The sequence below is a fragment of the Synechococcus sp. R55.8 genome, assembly GCF_047461895.1.
Lineage (GTDB): Bacteria > Cyanobacteriota > Cyanobacteriia > Thermostichales > Thermostichaceae > Thermostichus.
Map to the genome: position 1 here is coordinate 1 of NZ_JANSIB010000182.1, position 1,208 is coordinate 1,208.

The window sequence follows — 1,208 nt, forward strand, 5'->3', positions numbered from 1 at the left end:
GGAGAGGGATTGGGAGTGGGCAGGGGCGGGATCGTCGGCGCCGACACAGGAGGGGGCACAAGAGGGCTGGGTTGACCTGGGGGAACAGATCCAATCGGAGGAGTGGATGGCAGCCCTACCCCCGTTCCTCCAGGTTCTGTATTTGGGTTTTGCACAGGGATGATTGGCCCTGGCAGCGAGCTGATTGGATTCCCCTCTTTAGTTTGTTGACAAGCTGTTAGCAAGCCCAAGCACAAGCAAGCCAAAACCCCAGCTACTTTTCCCGTTTTCATTCCCTCATCCTCCTGCCATTCAACTCTCTCGTGGCACAAACCCAAACAGCCTTACTCAGCTCCAGCTTAGGTGGCTTGGGCGCGCGCTTCCAGCCTCAGAGCTTGACCAAATGAATCTCGAATGACCACGATCACCAAAACCCTTTCTCCCGCAGCAACGTTGGTGTTGTAGGCGGCTAGATCCGCCGGGAAGGTGAAGCCGTTGGTAAGCGTGATCCCGTTGATTCGGTCGTCGTAGCTATTGCCTCTGCCTATCAGCGTATTTCTAAACTGCTCAATTGCCGTCGGCAAAAAGATACCGGTAATATCTGTGCCGCGACTGATGTTAAAAAACTGAACCTCTACGCTCCTGATCACTCCTGGAGCAAGTAAGCCGCGCAAGGTGATAGTTACAAAGGCGGATCCCACTGGGGGAATCACAGCAGGGTTTGGCGGGGCGGACAGCAAAAGATTAAACTCCCCAGTTGGCAACAGACTAGGCGGATCCGGAAGGTCGGGTTGAACCGGCGGTGGGGTGATGGGGGCGAAATCCGGACCAGGGCGGAAGGTGATAGGCGTGAGATTGGGGGCAATCGTAGGGGCAACAGCCACAGGAGGAGGCGTGGCACCGCTAGAAGCCAGTAGAGGCGGCACCCCGCTGGTGGTCTCGCTACTGCAGCCGGTAATCAGCGCAACCGAAGCACAGGTTGCCCAAAGAGAGAGGCCGCCACGGCCAAGGGCTGAGCCAAAACGTCGTCTCATCGAAAAATCTCCACTCACTCACACCACAGCAAACGTCTTAGGCAGCGTCCAGCGGGGATCCACCGAGCTTGCTCAAGTCTTATGCATCTGCACAATTTCAAGGGGGATGCCTGCTGTTAGTTCTACTGCATCCTAGAGCGTTGTCAAGCGAGCGGCAGAGCAAATGCAAGAAATTGTTCTGGAAATGGCCCATCC

1 protein-coding gene is annotated in these 1,208 nt (G+C 56.1%); it reads right to left on the reverse strand.

The window, feature by feature from the left end:
• Positions 1–338: 338 nt before the first annotated feature.
• Positions 339–1,013, reverse strand: coding sequence for a hypothetical protein (locus NW829_RS12250; RefSeq protein ID WP_414417202.1), 675 nt, complete (start codon positions 1,011–1,013; stop codon positions 339–341).
• Positions 1,014–1,208: the final 195 nt, after the last annotated feature.